Origin of the sequence: Hespellia stercorisuis DSM 15480, assembly GCF_900142165.1 — a bacterium.
Classification (GTDB): Bacteria; Bacillota; Clostridia; order Lachnospirales; family Lachnospiraceae; genus Hespellia; species Hespellia stercorisuis.
The window spans coordinates 45,383-65,132 of sequence record NZ_FQZY01000012.1; the positions used below are offsets into that span (position 1 = coordinate 45,383).

Genomic DNA, 19,750 nt, shown 5'->3' on the forward strand with positions numbered 1-19,750 from the left:
ACATTTTATGCTGATTTCGAAAAAGTTTCTTAATTTTTTGTGAAAAGCGAGATGTTTGCGGGAAACTGTTATATAATCGTTACTATTCATATTGGAGTGCCGAAAAGCAGCATGGACAGATGAATGACAAAAACTTCCATGGGAAATCATGGGCAAAAGTATAGATGACAGGGAGGCGTTTTTATGTATTTTGACAGTACGTATATATTAGTCCTGATCGGTGCGGCAATCTGTATGCTCGCATCAAGCAGGGTGAATTCAACATTTAACAGATATTCACAGGTTCGCAACCACTCTGGAATGACCGGACGGGACGCAGCGGTAAGAATCCTTCAGATGAACGGACTGAACGATGTGATGGTTCAGCATGTATCCGGCAATCTGACGGATCATTATGATCCGCGGACAAAGACCGTGAATCTTTCAGATGCAACGTATGGATCTCCCTCTGTAGCGGCGGTGGGCGTTGCGGCTCACGAGTGCGGACATGCGCTGCAGCATGCACGCGGATATGTGCCGTTGTCGATCCGTGGTGCGCTGGTACCGGTTGCCAACCTGGGCTCCATGGCAGCATGGCCGCTGATCATCATCGGTCTGTTTATACACAGCTCATCGGCGGCTTTTTTGATCAACCTTGGAATTTTATGTTTTTCTGCATCGGTGCTGTTTCAGCTGGTTACACTTCCGGTGGAGTTTAATGCGTCCAGCAGGGCAATCCACATTCTCGGCGAATCCGGAATGCTCTACGAGGAGGAAGTGGACGGAACGAAGGCAGTGCTCAAAGCGGCAGCACTGACTTACGTGGCAAGTGCGGCAGCGTCCATCATGCAGCTGCTGCGTTTAATCATGATCGGAGGAAGAAGGAATGACTAAATCCATAAGTGAAAGAGAGCTCGTATTGGGGATTCTCATGGAGATCACGAGGGAGAATACCTACAGCCATATCGCACTTAGGAATGTGTTGGATAAATATCAATATCTGGACAAAAAAGAGCGGGCCTTCATCACGAGAGTGACGGAGGGCACGCTGGAGCATATGATTGAGATTGATTACATCATCAATCTGTTTTCCAAAGTGAAAGTAAATAAAATGAAACCGGTCATCCGCAATATCATTAGGAGCGCTGTCTATCAGTTGAAGTACATGGACAGTGTTCCTAATTCTGCTGTCTGCAATGAGGCGGTGAAGCTGGCGGTGAAAAAAGGATTCGGAAGTCTCAGAGGCTTTGTGAACGGAGTGCTGCGCAATATAGCCAGAAATCTTGACACCATACAGTATCCGGACAGGTCGGATCTGGTAAGCTGTCTGTCTGTGCAGTACTCCATGCCGGAATGGATCCTGAAAAAGTGGCTGGCAGTCTTCGATGAGGAGACGGTGGAGAATATGCTCGCCGATTTTCAGAAGGATAAGCCTATCACGATCCGCTGCAATCTGCACCGGATCAGCGTGGAAGAACTCCAGAGAAAGCTTCAGGAGGAAGGGGCGAAGGCGGTGGCTCACCCTTATCTGCCTTACGCACTTTCTCTGTCGGATTATGATTATCTGAGAGATCTGCAGAGTTTTCGTGATGGAGATTTTACGGTACAGGATGTCAGCTCCATGCTGGTGACAGAAATCGCGGATCCGCAGAAGGGAGCGAGGGTGATCGATGTCTGCGCGGCACCGGGCGGGAAATCCATTCACATGGCAGACCGGCTGGAAGGCAGCGGCCACGTGGAGGCGAGAGATCTGACGGATTATAAGGTGGAGCTGATCCGGGAGAATATTGCACGTACGGCCGTGACGAATGTGGAGGCACGGGTGTGGGACGCCACGGTAACAGAGGAGCAGAGCCGGGGACAGGCGGACGTCGTAGTCGCCGATCTTCCCTGCTCTGGACTGGGAGTCCTGGGAAAAAAGACAGATCTGAAGTACAAGATGTCGGAGGAGACCAGCGAAGAGCTGGTGCATCTGCAGCGAAAGATCCTGTCTGTGGTACAGGAATATGTGAAGCCGGGTGGGACACTGATTTACAGCACCTGCACCATCAATCCGATGGAAAATCAGGAAAATGTGCGGTGGTTTCTGGAACAGTATCCGAAGTTTCGGCTGGCGGATATCAGAGATCAGCTCTGTGAACCATTGAAGAACTCGGTGACGGAAAAGGGAATGCTTCAGCTTCTTCCCGGTGTGCACGAGAGCGATGGCTTTTTCATTGCAAAGCTGACGGCCCGGAAGAATGCTTCTGTTTCAAGTTCATAGAGCCTGGCGCAGAGGGAAAATTCCGGATCTGCAGATAACCGGGGAATTACGTACGGCAGAGACAGAAGGGGCAACATCAAGAATAAGGGGTACATTATGAAGAAAGATATTTGTTCTTATACATTTGAACAATTGCAAAGCGAAATAGAAGCTCTGGGGGAGAAAAAATTTCGAGGCAAACAAATCTATGAGTGGCTTCATGTGAAGCTTGCGGAAGATTTTGAGGAGATGACGAATCTCTCGAAGAGCCTGCGGGAAAAATTGGAAGAAAACTATGAGATTCGTCCCGTGATTATGGTAGACCGTCAGGAATCAAAGTTGGATGGAACCAACAAATTTCTGTTCCGGCTGTATGACGACAATGTGGTGGAGAGCGTACTGATGCGCTACAAGCATGGCAATTCTGTCTGCATTTCCTCACAGGTCGGCTGCCGTATGGGCTGTCGTTTCTGTGCGTCGACGATCGGAGGTCTGGAACGGAACCTGACGGCATCCGAGATGCTGGGACAGATATACAGAATCCAGAAGATTACAGGGGAGCGGGTCTCCAATATTGTCGTGATGGGAACGGGAGAGCCCATGGACAATTATGAGAATTTCCTGATTTTTATCCGGCTGCTCACCGATGAGTACGGACTGCATATCAGCCAGAGAAATGTGACGGTATCTACCTGCGGTATCGTGCCGCGTATGCGCGAGCTGGCGGAACAAAAGCTGCAGATTACGCTGGCGCTCTCGCTCCACGGCTCCACACAGGAAAAGCGCAGGAGGCTGATGCCGGTGGCAAACAGATACGAGCTGGCGGATGTGCTGGAGGCCTGCGATTATTATTTTGAACAGACCGGACGGAGAATCACCTTTGAGTATAGTCTGGTGGCAGGGGTAAACGACACGGCGGAGGATGCAAAAGAACTGACAGACATCTGCAGACCGAGAAACTGCCACATTAATCTGATTCCGGTAAATCCAATAAAAGAAACCGATTTTCAGAGACCAACCAGAGAAAACGCGGAAAAATTCAAAAATAAACTTGAAAAACACGGAATAAATGTTACTATTAGAAGGGAAATGGGCTCAGATATCGACGGAGCCTGTGGACAACTGAGAAGAAGGCATATAGATAAAAAGGGAGAATAAGGAGGGCATTATGAAAACATTTTCCATGACAGATATGGGCATGGTCAGAACAGTGAACCAGGACTATGTATATACAACCGATAATCCCCTTGGTAATCTTCCGAATTTGTTTGTGGTTGCCGACGGGATGGGAGGTCATCAGGCAGGTGACTTTGCATCTAAATATACGGTGGAAGTAATCACGAGAGAGTTAAAAAAGACGGATGAGGAAGATATCGAAAAGGCGATTTTGAGAGCGATTGAGACAGCAAATCATGAATTGATTGAGAAGGCAAACAGTGATGATCATTTAAAGGGGATGGGAACCACTCTTGTCGTTGCGACAATCGTGAATCAGATGATGTATTTCGCCAACGTCGGGGACAGCCGTCTCTATTTGATAAACAACGGAATCACGCAGCTGACGAAGGATCACTCCCTTGTGGAGGAGATGGTCAGGCTGGGGGGAATCAAGCCGGAGGAGGCGAAGCATCATCCGGATAAGAATATCATCACGAGGGCGATTGGTGCGAAGGAGGCAGTGGAAATCGATTTCTTTGAGCATCGCCTGAAAAAGGACGATATTATTCTGATGTGTACAGACGGGCTGAGCAATATGGTGGAAGATGAAGAATTGTTCCATCTGGTTCAGGGTGGAAGAGATATCGTTGAATCCGCACAGCTTTTGGTGAATACCGCAAAAGAAAACGGCGGTACGGATAATATAGGGATAGTATTGATAGAACCGTGTATAGGTGAGGTGGGTATATGTTAAAAGAAGGAGTATTTTTAGGCAAGCGATATGAAATTATCGAGCGTATCGGCACTGGCGGTATGGCCGATGTATATAAGGGAAAAGATCACAAGCTGAATCGGTTTGTTGCCATCAAGGTTTTAAAGAGCGATTTCAGGGCGGACGAGGAGTTTATCCGCAAGTTTCACAGCGAGGCACAGGCGGCAGCCGGACTGATGCATCCGAATGTGGTGAACGTATACGATGTGGGGCAGGACAGAAGCCTTCATTATATGGTGATGGAACTTGTGGAAGGAATCACTCTGAAGGACTACATTGAGAAAAAAGGACAGCTCTCTGCAAAAGAGACGATCAGTATCTCAATCCAGATGGCGACCGGAATTGACGCTGCTCACAAGCAGCACATCATTCACAGGGATATTAAGCCTGGCAATATTATTATTTCCAGAGATGGCAAGGTGAAGGTGACAGATTTCGGTATTGCAAGAGCGACAACAGAAGCGAATACGATCAGTTCAAATGTGATGGGGTCTGTACATTATACATCCCCGGAACAGGCGAGAGGCGGAGTTGTGGATATCAAGAGCGATATCTATTCTGCCGGTATCACGATGTATGAGATGGTAACCGGTCATGTACCGTTTGACGGGGAATCCACAGTGGCAGTCGCGATCAAGCATCTGCAGGAGGAGATTAAATCCCCGGCGGAGGAGGTTCCGGACATCCCATATAGTCTGGAGTGCATCATTTTAAAATGTACACAGAAAAATCCGGAGAAGCGATATCCGGATGCCCAGAGTCTGATTCTGGATCTCAAGCGTTCACTGGTGGATCCGGAGGGGAGTTTTGTTGCACTCGATGGAGTGGCAAGGCCATCCGAGACCGTTGCAATCACATCGGATGAACTGGAACAGATACAGAGAGAAGCCAACTACGACGATGACTATGATGATGATTATTATGATGAGCAGGATGACTACGATGATGATTATGATGACGAGGATGACGGCTATGATGACCGGGATGAAGATGTGAATCCCAAGATGGCCAGAGTTATGAAAATTCTGATGATCGTGGTTGGTGCAATCATTGCACTTGCGGTGATATTTCTGGTGGCGAGAGCGGCAGGAGCATTTAAAATCGGAAATAATACGCTGCTGTCCGCCACTGCGGATTCTAAAGTGAAAGTTCCGGATCTTGTTGGAATGACAGAGCAGGAAGCAAAGAAGGCTCTGAATGACAAAGAACTTGGATGCAAGGTTTCTGCCAGAAAGACATCTGATAAGTACGAAAAGGGTGTGGTCATGGAACAGGAGACTGCATCCGGAGAAAAAGTAAAGAAGAATACACAGGTTAAAATTGTGGTGAGTTCAGGCAAGACAGTCGAACAAGTCTCTGTCCCGAATGTGACTGGTCAGGATGAGAGCGCGGCACAGAAGACGCTGGAGAACAGCAATCTTGTTGTGGAATCGACGGCGGATTACAGTGATACCGTGGAGGCAGGAAAAGTCATATCAACAGATCCTGCGGCGGGAACGACTGTCGCTGAGGGGACAACAGTTACGATGACAGTCAGCAAGGGTGCGAAGAAACCGGATACGGTTGCAGTTCCGAGTATTGTGGGTATGTCCCAGGAATCGGCAAGTTCGACGCTGTCGGCGTCTAATCTTCTGACTGGAAGTGTAACCCAGAATTACAGCGACACGGTGGATGTGGGCCTGGTGATTTCTCAGAGTATTTCTGCGGGCACCAAGGTGAACCAGGGCTCCGGCGTTGACTTTGTAGTCAGCCTCGGACCAGAGAAAAAGATGATTGAGGTTCCGTCTCTGAGTGGTATGGCGGCAGATCAGGCAACAGAAGCGCTGTCGAGTTTGGGATTGTCTCTTGGAGCAGTCAGTGAAGAATACAGTGACAGTGTTACGAAAGGATTTATCATATCACAGACAGCTTCTGCGGGAAGTCAGGTAGAAGAGGGAACCGCAATTGGCTTTACGGTCAGTCTGGGATCGGAGATAAAAGAACCGGACGAAGGTGATGGAGGCGACAAAGAGGATCCGTCGGACAACAAGACAGATAACAAGACGGACAACAAGACGGATAACAAGCCGAGCGGCAATGGATCTTCGACATCTGATTCATCAACGAATTAAGGAAAACGATTCAGGAATGGGTATGGCTTTTATGCAGGGAAAGATTGTAAAAGGAATTGCCGGATTCTACTACGTACACGTGGTAGAATCCGGTATTTATGAATGTAAGGCAAAAGGAATATTTCGTAAAGAAAAGATCAAGCCGCTGGTGGGAGATGATGTGGTCATCGACGTGCTCGACGAAGAAGAAAAACTGGGCAATATCACAGAAGTCAGAAAAAGAACAAATGAGTTGATCAGGCCGGCTGTTGCCAATATTGACCAGGTGCTGGTCGTATTTGCGGTGACAGATCCGAAGCCGCACCATAATCTGCTGGATCGTTTTCTGATTATGATGGAGAGCAAAGATATCCCGGTTTTTTTGTGTTTTAATAAAAAAGATATTGCTACAAAACCGGAGATAAAAGAATTGCAGGCCATTTATCGGTCCTGCGACTATCCGGTCATTTTCACAAGTGCCAAAGAGGATGAGAACATCGAGGAAGTCCGCCGGATACTCAGGGGGAAGACAACTGCCGTGGCAGGACCGTCCGGTGTCGGAAAATCTTCGATCATCAATATTCTGCAGCCGGAGGCCAACATGGAGACCGGAGAGATCAGCAGAAAGATTGCCAGGGGGAAACACACGACGCGCCACTCGGAGCTGATTCTGATAGAAGAGAGTACTTATATCATGGATACACCCGGGTTCAGTTCCCTCTATGCCAATGATTTTGAGAAGGAAGAGCTGAAATTTTATTTCAGGGAATTTGCGGAGTATGAGGGCAGATGCCGGTTTCAGGGATGTGATCACATTCATGAGCCGGGCTGTGCGGTCAAGGCGGCGCTGGAGGAAGGGAAAATCCATCCGGTTCGCTACAAAAGTTATACAGAAATGTACGAAGAGCTGAAGGAGAAGAAGAGATATTGACGGGAAAGACAAAAAAGAGAACAGTGATTGTCAGCGGGGGAACGCTGGAAGAAAAGTTTACCCTGGATATTCTGAACGATCCGGCCACGGAATATATCATCGGTGTGGATAAGGGGAACGCATTTTTATATGAGCATGAGATTTCTCCGGACTATATCGTAGGGGATTTTGACAGCCTGCCGGGGGAGATACTGGAATTTTATGAACAGAAGAAAAGTATTCCAATCCGGAGATTCAATCCGGTGAAGGATGCGACGGACACAGAGATCGCGGTCAAACTGGCGATGGAGTTTCACAAGGAGAACGTCGTGATACTCGGGGCGACGGGGAGCCGGATTGATCACGTCTGGGGAAATGTGCAGATGATGAAAAGCGGACTGGATGCGGGGCTTACGATCTGTATGATGGACAGCCATAACCGGATTACCCTGATAAATAAAAAAACAGTTCTGAGAAGAACAGAAGCATTTGGTCCGTATTTTTCGGTGTTTCCACTGGGCGGTAAGGTGAAGGATTTTAATATCAAAGGGGCAAAATATCCATTGACGCAGCATACCCTTACGCCTTATGATAGTCTTTGCGTAAGCAATCAGTTTGCTGAAGATACGGTGGAGATTGATTTCCCGGAGGGGACCGTCGTGCTGATGGAAACGCGCGATTAGTGTTGGATAAAAATAAAAGAGAGAAGCATATAGGAGGAAGAATTATATGAAACTGGGAATTGTGGGACTGCCAAATGTAGGAAAAAGTACACTGTTTAACTCACTTACCAAAGCGGGGGCGGAATCGGCGAACTATCCGTTCTGTACGATCGACCCGAACGTGGGCGTGGTGACGGTGCCGGACAAGCGTCTGGACGTTCTGGGAGAGATGTATCACACTAAGAAAATTGTACCGGCGGCAATTGAATTTGTTGATATTGCCGGATTGGTGAAGGGGGCATCCAAGGGCGAGGGACTCGGCAACCAGTTTCTGGCTAACATACGTGAGGTGGATGCAATCGTTCATGTAGTCCGCTGTTTTGAGGACTCCAATATCGTGCATGTGGATGGAAATATTGACCCGCTGCGAGACATTGAGACTATCAATCTGGAATTGATCTTTTCGGACATCGAGATTCTGGAGAGAAGAATCTCAAAGGCTGCCAAGCTCTGCAGAAACGACAAGAAGGCTGCAAAAGAACTGGAATTTCTGAACAGAGTCAAGGCACATCTCGAGGAGAGCAAGCTGGCAAAGAGTTTTTCGACGGACGATGAGGAAGAACAGGAATGGCTCGACAGCTATAACCTGCTCACAATCAAACCGGTTATTTTCGCAGCCAATGTAGCGGAGGATGATCTGGCAGACGACGGAGCAGACAATGCAGGTGTCGCAAAAGTGCGTGCGTATGCAGCACAGGAGAACTGTGAAGTGTTCGTAGTGTGTGCACAGATCGAGCAGGAAATCGCAGAGCTCGATGATGATGAAAAGAAGATGTTTCTGGAGGATCTTGGTTTAGAAGAATCAGGATTGGAGAAACTGATTAAGGCAAGCTATCACATTCTCGGACTGATCAGCTATCTGACCGCGGGCGAGCCGGAGGTGCGCGCGTGGACGATCAAGAGAGGAACGAAGGCACCGCAGGCAGCCGGAAAGATTCATACGGATTTTGAGCGTGGATTTATCCGTGCGGAGATCGTAAGCTACGATGATCTGATGGCGTGCGGAACGCATGCGGCGGCGAAGGAAAAAGGACTGGTACGTCTGGAAGGAAAAGAATACGTGGTTCAGGACGGCGATATCATTCTCTTCCGCTTCAACGTATAAGCCGAAAGGAAGTAAATGACCATGCATAGAATGATTAATTTTCCAAATCTCGGTATCCATCTGTCCAATGTGGGAAAGTCGATTTCAGTCTTTGGATTTGAGATTGCCTACTACGGGATGATTATCGGATGCGGGATGCTGCTTGGATTTTATATGGCATCCAGAGAAGCAAAAAGAACAAGACAGGATCCGGAGATGTATTTTGATCTGGGAATCATTGGGATTATCTGTGGTATTATCGGTGCAAGAATCTATTATGTGATTTTTTCCTGGGATACGTACAAGGACGATCTTCTTTCCATCTTCAATACGCGCGGAGGAGGGCTCGCAATCTACGGAGGGGTGATCGCAGCGGTGATCACGGTTCTGGTGTTTGCACATGTGAAAAAGCTCTCTGCACCACAGCTGTTCGACACGGTCGCACCGTCACTGCTGGCAGGACAGATGATCGGCCGCTGGGGGAATTTCTTTAATCGGGAGGCCTTCGGGGAATATACGAACAGCCTGTTTGCAATGCAGCTCCCGGTGGACGCGGTGAACAGTTCGAGTATCACGGAAAAGATGCGGGCTCATATTGAGAGTATTGATGGAGTCGCGTTTATACAGGTGCATCCGACCTTCCTGTACGAGTCTCTCTGGTGCTTCGTGCTTCTGATGATTTTGTTCGCATACAGAAAGCACAAGAAGTATGAGGGTGAGATTTTTCTGCTGTATCTGTTTGGATACGGCCTGGGAAGAGTGTGGATTGAGGGGCTTCGAACAGATCAGCTGAAGCTTCCGGGAATCGGTTTTCCGGTATCCCAGCTGTTGGCGGGACTGATCGTTGTCGTGACAGGGGCGATGCTGCTGTATTTACGGAACAATCATAAACGGATGCCCTACATGAGAGCACAGAAGACTTATGAGCAGATGCCGGCGACACCGCAGGGAACAAAGAAACCGAAAGCATCGGAGCGGATTTTTAAAAAACGGAAAAATGATACGAAATTAAATAAGTAGTACACATTGGAAGAATAAAGAAATATAAAAAAGATATAAAAAAGCATCAATCTGCAGAGACTTATCTGTGCAGATTGATGCTTTTTTGTATGTGAAAAGGAACAATTACTCGGCAAACTTCACTAGACTTTTAGCCGCTGTCGGGATATAATAGTAATGCATGTGAATAATTAAACTTTTACAATGTAAATCTAAGGAGGAACAAGAAAATGGCAAGAAAAATGAAGACCATGGACGGTAACCAGGCAGCGGCTCACGTATCGTATGCATACACAGAGGTTGCAGCAATTTACCCGATCACACCATCATCTGTTATGCCTGAGCACGTAGATGAATGGGCTACCGCAGGTAGAAAAAATATTTTTGGAGAAACTGTTCAAGTAACAGAAATGCAGTCTGAGGCAGGTGCAGCCGGAGCAGTACACGGTTCGCTGGCAGCAGGTGCAATGACAACAACATTTACGGCATCTCAGGGTTTACTCTTAATGATTCCAAACTTATATAAAGTAGCAGGTGAGCAATTACCAGGTGTATTCCAGGTATCTGCCCGTGCATTAGCAAGCCATGCATTGTCAATCTTTGGAGACCATACGGACGTTTACGCCTGTCGTCAGACCGGTGCAGCTATGCTTTGTGAATCAAGCGTTCAGGAAGTTATGGATTTATCTCCGGTAGCGCATTGTGCAGCACTTACAGGAAAGATTCCTTTCATCAACTTCTTCGACGGATTCAGAACATCTCACGAGATCCAGAAGATCGAGACATGGGATTACGAAGATTTAGCTGATCTGATGAATCTGGACGAAGTAGAAGCATTCAGACAGAGCGCGCTGAATCCGAATCATCCATGTCAGATGGGATCTGCTCAGAACCCGGATATCTTCTTCCAGGCAAGAGAGGCTTGTAACCCATATTATGATGCAATGCCGGGAATCGTTCAGGACTACATGGACAAGGTAAACGCTAAGATCGGTACAGATTATAAATTATTCAACTACTACGGAGCTGCGGATGCTGAGAAGGTTATCATCGCTATGGGTTCTGTATGTGACACCATCGACGAGACCATCGATTACATGATGGCAGCAGGCGAGAAGGTCGGCGTTGTCAAGGTTCGTCTGTTCAGACCTTTCTGTGCAAAGGCTTTGATCGATACAATTCCGGATACAGCAAAATTAATCAACGTATTGGATCGTTCCAAAGAGCCGGGAGCTCAGGGCGAACCATTATTCTTAGACGTTGTTTCTGCATTAAAGGGAACAAAATTCAACGATGTACAGATCAACTCCGGACGTTATGGTCTTGGATCAAAGGATACAACACCGGCGCAGATCGTTGCTGCATTTAACAACACAGAGAAAGAAAGATTCACAATCGGTATCAATGATGACGTGACACATCTTTCACTGGATGCAGGTGCTCCGCTCGTTACTACACCAGAGGGAACCATCAACTGTAAGTTCTGGGGACTTGGTGCAGATGGTACTGTTGGTGCCAACAAGAACTCGATCAAGATCATTGGTGATAACACAGACATGTATGCACAGGCTTACTTTGACTATGATTCAAAGAAATCCGGTGGTGTGACAATGTCTCACTTACGTTTCGGTAAGAAACCAATCAAATCAACCTACCTGATCACAAAAGCAAACTTTGTTGCATGTCACAATCCATCCTATGTGAACAAATACAACATGGTTCAGGAACTGGTTGACGGTGGAACGTTCCTGCTGAACTGCCCATGGGATATGGAAGGAATCGAGAAACATCTTCCAGGACAGGTAAAAGCATTTATCGCGGATCACAACATCAAATTCTACGTGATCGACGGTGTGAAGATCGGTATTGAGACCGGTATGGGACCGACACGTATCAACACGATCCTCCAGTCTGCATTCTTCAAGCTTGCAAACATCATCCCTGAGGAGAAAGCAAACGAGCTTATGAAGGCGGCTGCAAAAGCAACATATGGAAGAAAAGGTGATGATGTCGTAGCAAAGAACTGGGCTGCTATCGATGCAGGTGCTCAGCAGATCGTAGAAGTAACAGTTCCGGATTCATGGAAATCGTGCGAGGACGAAGGTCTTGCTACAAAGACAGCTGAAGGCAGCAGAAAAGATGTTGTTGATTTCGTGAACAACATTCAGAGCAAGGTAAATGCACAGGAAGGTAACAAGCTTCCGGTATCTGCGTTTAACGAGTATGTTGATGGTAATACACCTTCTGGTTCTTCTGCATTTGAAAAACGTGGAATCGCTGTTAACATCCCAGTATGGAATGCTGAGAACTGTATTCAGTGTAACCGTTGTGCATATGTCTGCCCACACGCAGTCATCCGTCCAGTAGCACTGACAGAGGATGAGGCGGCAAAGGTTCCAGAGGGAACACAGCTGAGCGATATGATTGGAATGCCGGGAATGAAGTTTACAATGACAATCTCAGCACTTGACTGTACAGGCTGTGGATCTTGTGCAAATGTCTGCCCAGGCAAAAAAGGCGCTACCGCACTTACAATGCAAAATGCAGCAGCAAACGAAGCAGTTCAGGCAGCTGAGCAGGCTACATTTGACTTCGGAACAGAGATTCCTGTAAAACCTGAAGTTGTTGCTAAATTCAAAGAGGCTACAGTCAAAGGTTCTCAGTTTAAACAGCCACTCCTTGAATTCTCAGGAGCATGTGCAGGTTGTGGTGAGACACCTTACGCAAAATTAATTACACAGTTATTCGGTGACAGAATGTACATTGCCAACGCAACAGGTTGTTCATCAATCTGGGGTAACTCTTCACCGTCTACACCATACACAGTAAATACAAGAGGACAGGGACCGGCATGGGCAAACTCACTGTTCGAAGATAACGCAGAGTTCGGTTATGGTATGTTACTTGCTCAGAAAGCAATCAGAAACAGACTGAAAGCAAAAGTTGAAAAGCTTGCAGATGCGAAGAATGCAGATGTTGCAGCAGCAGCAAAAGAATACCTTGACACATTTAACAGTGGTGTTACAAACGGAGCAGCTACAGACAAATTGGTTGCAGCTGTAGAAGCTTGTGACTGTGACTGCGCAGAAAAGAAAGAACTTCTTTCTCAGAAAGACTTCCTCGCTAAGAAATCCCAGTGGATCTTCGGTGGTGATGGATGGGCTTACGATATCGGATTCGGCGGTGTTGACCACGTTCTCGCAAGTGGACAGGACATCAACATCATGGTTTACGATACAGAAGTTTACTCTAACACAGGCGGACAGTCTTCAAAGGCTACACCGACAGGTGCTACCGCTCAGTTTGCGGCAGCTGGTAAAGAAGTGAAGAAGAAAGACCTTGCAAGCATCGCAATGAGCTACGGTTACGTATACGTTGCACAGATCGCTATGGGTGCTGACTACAATCAGACAGTCAAAGCAATCGCAGAGGCAGAGGCTTATCCGGGACCATCATTGATCATCGCTTACGCTCCATGTATCAACCATGGTATCAAGAAGGGTATGGCAAAAGCCCAGACAGAAGAGCAGTTAGCAGTTGCTTCAGGATACTGGTTCAACTTCCGTTACAATCCAACATTGAAGGCAGAAGGAAAAGCAGCATTCTCATTAGACAGCAAAGCTCCGACAGAGAGTTATCAGGATTTCCTCGACGGAGAAGTTCGTTACAACGCATTAAAGAGAGCGAACCCGGAGAGAGCAGCTCAGCTGTTTGCTAAATCAGAAGCAGAAGCAAAAGAGAGATATGCATATCTGAATAAATTAATCACACTTTACGGCGCTGAGTAATCAACACGTAACAGAGATGATACAGAAAGTGGACGGGATTTTATCCTGTCCACTTTTTTTAGAAGGCAATGCAATTGGGGACATAGCAAAAAGGCAATTGGGGACGTAGCAAAGTTGCAACTTTGCTACGTCCCCAATTAACTCTGGACCTGTCCCTTTTTGCACTTTCCGCCTGAGTTTTACCAAGGATTCTTACCGGGTAATGTACGTTCTCAGAAGACGGAAGGTATTCGCCACTCCGTCCATATGAGAGCGTTCGTAGTTGTGGGAGGCATATACGCCGGGGCCTACAAGGCCGTGGCGGATATCATAACCTGCACGCAGGGTTGCCTCTACGTCGGAAATGTAATGTGGGTAGATGTCGATGGCGAAGTCCAGATTTTGCGATTTAGCAATTTCTGTTAAGGCGGTGATCAGATCATAGTTATACGGGCCGCCGGAATCCTTTGCGCAGATGGAAACCATGTGCTCTGTGCAGCCAAGGTCAGCACCGACGCAGCCCATGTCAACGGAAATCATTTCTCTGGTATCGGCGGGAATCACACATCCGCCGTGTCCGACCTCCTCGTATACCGTAAACAGCAGGGAAACCCGGCGGTTTAGTGAGAGTCCCTCTTCTTTTACGGCTTTGGCGAGACCGAGCAGGATAGCGGCTGAGAGCTTATCATCCAGAAAACGGCTCTTGATATAGCCGCTCTTCGTGATCACGGTGCGTGGATCCATAGCAATGATATCTCCGGTCTGGATGCCGAGAGTCAAGGTCTCTTTTTTGGAAGAAACGTTTTCATCCAGAAGAATCTCCATGTGCTCTTCAGACTGCTCGATCTTCTCATCCGCCACGTGGGAAGACGGTTCGCTGTCTAAAACGACACCAGTGTAAACATGTCCGTCTCTGGTGTGAACGGTACAGTTTTCCCCGTCGGCGGTACGCCACTGGTGCCCGCCCAGAGTTGTCGGACGAAGCCGCCCGTTGTCTTTGATGGAGCGGACCATGGCGCCAAGCGTGTCGATGTGCGCGGCCAGTACCAGTGGATCACCGTCTCCCCCGATGGGGACCAGGACATTTCCTTTAATGGAGAGCTCCGGCTGGAATCCCATATCAGTGAATGTTTTTAACAAATAAGAAGCGGCCTCTTTCGTGAAACCGGACGGGCTTGGAATTGCGGTCAGTGCTCTTAACTGTTCCCCAATATAAGCAGTATAATTGTTCATGTGATGTTCCTCCTAATAAAATATAGTAAATACTATAGTTATTCTAATATGATACGAAGAAAAATACAATACACATTGCAGAAATAATAAAATAATAGTATAATTATAGTAAATGTTAAAGTTAGAGAGAGGAAATCGCATGCAGATATTGGAGAGAATTGAAGAAATATACCCTAAATTGACGAAAAAGCAGAAGCAGATTGCCGATTACATGAAAGACCATGCGGAGGACATGGCCTTTATCACGCTGAAAGAACTGAGTACAGAGGTGGGGATTACGGAAATTACGGTCCTGAATATGTGCAAGGCTCTTGGATATGAGAGCTTTAATGAAGTGAAATATGAATTTCGTAAGTACATCAATGCCAGCAGAGTCACATTTTATCAGGAAAATGACTATTACAATACCAAGGTTCCGGATTATGAGCTGACGGAAAAAGAAAAACTGCTGGTGGATATCTGCCGGGAGGAGCGGGGCCTGATCGAGGAACTGGCGAGAAATTTTGACAGCAGGAGGATGCTTGAAGTGGCACAGCTCTTTTTTGAATATCCGAAAATCGTGCTGTGCGGACGTGGCATTTCTTATCTGATCTGTGAATGCATTGCGACATATCTCTCAGAGGCACAGATTCCCACGATGAAAGTAAATACGGAACTCAATGAAAGTGTCTATTCTGCCTTGCCTATGCTGGATAAGAAGACACTGGTGGTTGCAATCTCTTTCCCGGATTATTACTTTGTGACACAGAAGATGGCAGAGTTTGCAAAAAAGAAAAAGGCGAAGGTCCTCTGTATTACGGATTCGAAGGAGAGCAACATCGCGTGGATCGCGGATGAAGTGCTGACGGTATCCAGCACCACCCGGATGGCGCTCAACACCTTGTCAGCACCCATGGCACTGGCCAATCTGCTGGCGTCGGCGGTGAAAATCGCGTCGGAGCAGAGGCAGAGAAAGGGACATGTGGAAGGGTTTGATAAGCTGTTTTAAAAGGTCTGCAGAGAGGCTTTTGTAGAATTGTCACAAAAATATGGAAAAAGAACTTGAAATTAAGTGAACACTATAAGAAAAAATATGCGTTTTTTACAAAGATGCATATTTTTTTTATATAATATAGCAATTTATTATAGTGCGTGCTATAATATCGATAGAAAATATAAAATACATGCACAAAGAGTCTTTAGGTATAGGGAAAGCGAAAAGGAGGACATATTATGAAAAAGAGAGTATTATCGATCCTGATGGCAGGCGCACTCGCATTGGCGCTGACAGCCTGCGGCGGAGGCGGCTCAGACAGCAAGAATGCGGAGAGCGGAGAGAAAGACAGTGAACAGTACATCAATACATACCTGTATGCAGAGCCCACCACGATGGATCCCAGTCTGCGATCAGATCAGTACTCCAGCGAAATCTTAATCAGCACCATGGAAGGTCTGATCCGTATGGAGCAGAGAGACGGAGAATACGAGGCAGAGCCGGGCGATGCAGAAAGCTGGGAGACAAGCGAGGACGGAAAGGTATGGACGTTTCACCTGGGCGAAGACAGAAAATGGAGCGACGGGGAGCCGGTAACGGCAGATCAGTATGTGTATTCCCTGCGAAGAAGCGCGGATCCGGCAACCGGATGCCCAAACTCCTACTTTGTCACTCCGATTCTCAACTACGATGCGGTCAGCACCGGGGAGATGGCACCGGATCAGCTGGGTGTCAAGGCAGTGGATGAACACACACTGGAGATCACATTGACGAACCCGATGCCAAGCTTCTTAGAGAGCACCGATGCCAGTGTGTTTTACCCGCAGAGAGAAGACATCGTAAAAGAGTATGGTGACCAATACGGAGCGGATGCAGAAAAATTTGTTTACAACGGACCATTTACCATAAGTGAGTGGGTACACAACAGTTCGATGAAGCTTGTGAAAAATGAGCAGTATTGGGACAGCGACAATGTGGATCTGGAGACGGTGAACTATCAGATCATGGCTGATGCAAGTACCATTGCCAATGCATACGACAGCGGTCAGATCGATACGATTGATATAAGCTCCGAGGAAGAACTCCAGAAATACGAGGCAGATGACAGCAACAAGTATACAAAGATTTCCGGCGGATCGATAGTCTTCCAATTCTACAATACGACGGACAAGACATTTTCCAACCAGAATATCCGCAAAGCATTCACACTTGCGATCGATCAGGAGGATATGAATGAGATGGGCTTCGGAAATCTGAGAGAGCCTCTGTACGGATGGATCGCACCGGCATTTTCGGTGGACGGGAAGAGCATGCGTGACGCGGCAGGAGATCCGCTCAAGGACAGGAAGGCTGAGCTTGAAAAAGAGGGAAAAACACCAAAAGATGTGCTGATTGAGGGGATGGAGGAACTGGGACTGGGAAGTGATCCGTCCAAGCTGGATGTGACCTATTCTCTGGCGGGAACGGATGACTGGTACCGTACATTTGGCGAATATCTGCAGCAGGTGTACAAGGATGAACTCGGTGTGAATCTGAAGATAGACTTCACTGAGTGGGGAATCTTCTCGGACAATCTGGCAAATGGAAATTATCAGATCGGTTTCATGTCCTGGGGGGCATACTTCAATGATCCTTACGATATGCTGAGCATCAATATGACAGATTTCAACCAGATTTCAACCAACTGGTCAAATCCAGAATACGACAGGCTCTGTGTGGCAGGTGCAACCGAGATGGATGCGGACAAACGAATGGATGATTATGTGCAGGCAGAAAAGATTCTGATGGAAAACGATGTAATCTGTCCGCTGGCGACAAGTGTTGAACACAAGTTTACGAAATCTTACGTGCATGACAAATATGAAGAATACGGCGAAGAACGTTTGTATTTCATCCATCCGGGCTGGAAGAACGTATATACATCTGGAAGATAATACTAGGAGGAGACCATTGTGGCAAAATATGTGGTAAAAAGAATCTGTTATATGCTGCTTACACTTTTTACAGTTGCATCCATCACATTTTTCCTGATGAGAAGCATTCCGGGAGATCCGCTTGCGAGTATGGCCAAGACCCTTCCGGAGCAGACGAAAGAGAACTTTTATGCAAAATACGGTCTGGATCAGCCGTTATATAAACAGTATTTCAAATATATGGAAGGTCTGGTGCATCTGGATCTCGGGGAGAGCATTCTCTATGCGGGGCGCTCTGTCACATCGGAAATCGCGAGGACATCACCCGTATCTGGAATGGTGGGAGGAACCGCGCTGATCATCGGTACTTTCATCGGCGTATGCCTTGGAATGGTGGCGGCGCTGAAGAAAAACAGGTGGCCCGACTATGTGGTCATGTTTATTGCGATCCTTGGGGCGACCATACCGGTTTTTGTGCTGGCATCGCTGATGCAGTATGTATTTGCGGTCCAGCTCGGATGGCTGCCCGCATCCGGATGGGGAAAGCCGGTACATATGGTCCTTCCGGTGATCGTGCTGGGTTTCGGGTCTGTGGCGACCTATGCCCGGTATATCAAATCCAGCATGCTGGATACCCTGGGGCAGGATTATGTACTGACCGCCCGCGCGAAGGGACTGAGTGAGCGTGCGGTCATTCTAAAGCATGTGCTTCGCAATTCGCTGCTCCCGGCGGTGACTATTTTCTCCAGCAGTATCGTCGGCGTGTTTACGGGGGCCTTTGTGACAGAGAAAATGTTCTCGATACCGGGGATCGGATTGTATTACGTATCCTCCATCAACAACAATGACTATACGATGGTGATGGGAACGACGGTATTCTATGCAGCGTTGTTCATCATCATGCAGCTGGTCGTAGATTTCGTGTATATGATACTGGATCCGCGTATTAGAATCGCATCGGACAGATAGGGAGGAAGATATGCAGAACATACCAATAGAAAAGTTTCAAATCACAGGTCTGAATGAGAATAGCATGGAAGCCGCGTCCAGACCACAGGTCGGATATCTGCGGGACGCATGGATGAGACTCCGTAAAAATAAAGTGGCGACCGCATCCCTGATTCTGCTGTTTGTGATCGTTCTGATGGTCATGATCGGGCCAAAGCTGAGCGGCTACGCCTTTGAACAGATTGACAAGACGGCCAGAAATGCAGCGCCTTGTGCAAAGCACTGGTTTGGGACAGATAAGCTGGGCAGAGACATTTTCGCCAGAGTCTGGATCAGCGGACGTGTATCGCTGACCATCGGCGTCCTCGGTGCATTGATCTGCGCCGTGATCGGGTGTATTTATGGCGGAATTGCCGCGTATTTTGGCGGTGCGGTAGATACGGTCATGATGCGCATCGTGGAGATCCTGATCAGCGTGCCGTATCTGATCGTTGTTATCGTATTTTCGCTTGTACTGCAGAGCAAGGGGATACTGACCTTGATTCTTGCCATGACAATCACCGGGTGGTGTACCATGGCAAGGTTTGTCAGGGCGCAGATGCTGGCGATTAAAAATGAAGAGTACATTCTGGCGGCACAGGCGCTGGGGGTCAGACCGTGGAAAGTCATTTTGCGCCACATGATTCCCAATACGCTGAGCACTGTGATCGTCTCTATCACCTTTGACATTCCGGGGTATATTTTCTCGGAAGCGTTCTTAAGCTATATCGGGCTTGGGATCCAGCCGCCGAACACGAGCTGGGGTGTGATGGCATCCTCCGCGCAGTCTGTGTTTACATTTTATCCGTACCAGTTGTTTTTTCCGGCAGTTATGATAGCACTGACTATGCTGTGCTTCACGCTCCTTGGGGACGGCCTGAGAGATGCGCTGGATCCAAAATTAAGAAAGTAGGTGCGGGA

The 19,750-nt window shown here is 47.5% G+C and carries 15 protein-coding genes; 14 read left to right on the forward strand and 1 reads right to left on the reverse strand.

Translation table 11 applies throughout. From position 1 onward, the window contains the following. The first annotated feature begins 183 nt into the window (after window positions 1–183). From BUB85_RS04665 to nifJ, 10 genes are all read left to right on the forward strand, one after another. On the forward strand, window positions 184–873 hold the full coding sequence (locus BUB85_RS04665) for a zinc metallopeptidase (protein ID WP_073106048.1): 690 nt from the start codon (window positions 184–186) through the stop codon (window positions 871–873). Further along, the gene (gene rsmB / locus BUB85_RS04670; protein WP_073106051.1) at window positions 866–2,242 is read left to right on the forward strand and encodes a 16S rRNA (cytosine(967)-C(5))-methyltransferase RsmB; all 1,377 of its coding nucleotides are present in this window, start codon (window positions 866–868) and stop codon (window positions 2,240–2,242) included. Before BUB85_RS04665 ends, rsmB begins: the two co-directional genes overlap by 8 nt. 96 nt (window positions 2,243–2,338) lie before the next feature. Beyond that, on the forward strand, window positions 2,339–3,379 hold the full coding sequence (rlmN, locus tag BUB85_RS04675) for a 23S rRNA (adenine(2503)-C(2))-methyltransferase RlmN (protein ID WP_073106054.1): 1,041 nt from the start codon (window positions 2,339–2,341) through the stop codon (window positions 3,377–3,379). Window positions 3,380–3,389: 10 nt separating this feature from the next. Further along, a complete protein-coding gene (locus tag BUB85_RS04680) occupies window positions 3,390–4,133 on the forward strand; it encodes a Stp1/IreP family PP2C-type Ser/Thr phosphatase (RefSeq protein ID WP_073106059.1) in 744 nt (247 codons plus the stop codon). Next, window positions 4,127–6,262 (forward strand): Stk1 family PASTA domain-containing Ser/Thr kinase, encoded by a 2,136-nt coding sequence (pknB, locus tag BUB85_RS04685; protein ID WP_073106063.1) that lies wholly within the window; start codon window positions 4,127–4,129, stop codon window positions 6,260–6,262. The genes BUB85_RS04680 and pknB overlap by 7 nt, the downstream gene beginning before the upstream one ends. A gap of 31 nt (window positions 6,263–6,293) precedes the next feature. After that, on the forward strand, window positions 6,294–7,172 hold the full coding sequence (rsgA, locus tag BUB85_RS04690; protein ID WP_073106218.1) for a ribosome small subunit-dependent GTPase A: 879 nt from the start codon (window positions 6,294–6,296) through the stop codon (window positions 7,170–7,172). Continuing rightward, window positions 7,169–7,834: a thiamine diphosphokinase gene (locus BUB85_RS04695; RefSeq protein WP_073106067.1), complete on the forward strand. Its 666-nt coding sequence runs from the start codon at window positions 7,169–7,171 to the stop codon at window positions 7,832–7,834. The genes rsgA and BUB85_RS04695 overlap by 4 nt, the downstream gene beginning before the upstream one ends. Window positions 7,835–7,880: 46 nt before the next feature. After that, window positions 7,881–8,978, forward strand: coding sequence for a redox-regulated ATPase YchF (ychF, locus tag BUB85_RS04700; RefSeq protein ID WP_073106070.1), 1,098 nt, complete (start codon window positions 7,881–7,883; stop codon window positions 8,976–8,978). Window positions 8,979–8,999: 21 nt separating this feature from the next. Next, window positions 9,000–9,977 carry a prolipoprotein diacylglyceryl transferase gene (gene lgt, locus BUB85_RS04705; RefSeq protein ID WP_073106074.1) on the forward strand — a complete coding sequence of 326 codons (978 nt, stop codon included), beginning with the start codon at window positions 9,000–9,002 and terminating at the stop codon, window positions 9,975–9,977. Window positions 9,978–10,186: 209 nt separating this feature from the next. After that, the gene (nifJ, locus tag BUB85_RS04710; protein WP_073106077.1) at window positions 10,187–13,744 is read left to right on the forward strand and encodes a pyruvate:ferredoxin (flavodoxin) oxidoreductase; all 3,558 of its coding nucleotides are present in this window, start codon (window positions 10,187–10,189) and stop codon (window positions 13,742–13,744) included. Window positions 13,745–13,936: 192 nt separating this feature from the next. Here nifJ and BUB85_RS04715 read toward each other — a convergent pair whose 3' ends face one another. Next, entirely contained in the window at window positions 13,937–14,956 is a 1,020-nt protein-coding gene (locus BUB85_RS04715) for a M42 family metallopeptidase (protein ID WP_073106082.1), read from the reverse strand. Window positions 14,957–15,095: 139 nt separating this feature from the next. Between BUB85_RS04715 and BUB85_RS04720 the strand changes: the two genes are divergently transcribed. The 4 genes from BUB85_RS04720 to BUB85_RS04735 all read left to right on the forward strand — a co-directional run bounded on the left by BUB85_RS04720 (window position 15,096) and on the right by BUB85_RS04735 (window position 19,742). After that, complete coding sequence (locus tag BUB85_RS04720; RefSeq protein WP_073106089.1) at window positions 15,096–15,944, forward strand: MurR/RpiR family transcriptional regulator; 849 nt, start codon at window positions 15,096–15,098, stop codon at window positions 15,942–15,944. A gap of 224 nt (window positions 15,945–16,168) precedes the next feature. Then, complete coding sequence (locus tag BUB85_RS04725) at window positions 16,169–17,863, forward strand: peptide ABC transporter substrate-binding protein (RefSeq protein WP_073106094.1); 1,695 nt, start codon at window positions 16,169–16,171, stop codon at window positions 17,861–17,863. Between the two features lie 18 nt (window positions 17,864–17,881). Beyond that, window positions 17,882–18,811, forward strand: coding sequence for an ABC transporter permease (locus BUB85_RS04730; RefSeq protein ID WP_073106099.1), 930 nt, complete (start codon window positions 17,882–17,884; stop codon window positions 18,809–18,811). A gap of 10 nt (window positions 18,812–18,821) precedes the next feature. Beyond that, a complete protein-coding gene (locus BUB85_RS04735) occupies window positions 18,822–19,742 on the forward strand; it encodes an ABC transporter permease (protein ID WP_073106107.1) in 921 nt (306 codons plus the stop codon). The last annotated feature ends 8 nt before the right edge of the window (window positions 19,743–19,750 follow it).